The organism is Psychromonas arctica, assembly GCF_038155225.1.
Taxonomy (GTDB): Bacteria; Pseudomonadota; Gammaproteobacteria; order Enterobacterales; family Psychromonadaceae; genus Psychromonas; species Psychromonas arctica_B.
On the sequence record NZ_JBAKBA010000318.1, the window covers coordinates 1 to 218 of the forward strand.

The 218-nt window shown below is 35.8% G+C and carries 1 pseudogene; it reads right to left on the minus strand.

What is annotated here, in order from left to right:
- Positions 1-181: pseudogene (locus tag V6255_RS18670) on the minus strand (type II secretion system minor pseudopilin GspJ); the annotation flags it as partial.
- Positions 182-218: the final 37 nt, after the last annotated feature.

Sequence of the window (218 nt, forward strand, 5' to 3'; positions counted from 1 at the left end):
TCCCAGTACCTGAAGCCCTTGCAACCATATGAACGAAATCTCGCTCAATCAATAGCATACCTCGTTGAATTTCAACTAAGTTATGGTCATGTTCTTTGCTAATTTCACCACTACGTAAAACACCCTGAAAAATCTGATAAGCAGCAAAACATAATACTGCAAAAAAAGCAATTGCAATCAACAGCTCAATAAGTGTGAAACCACTATTTTTTTAATAC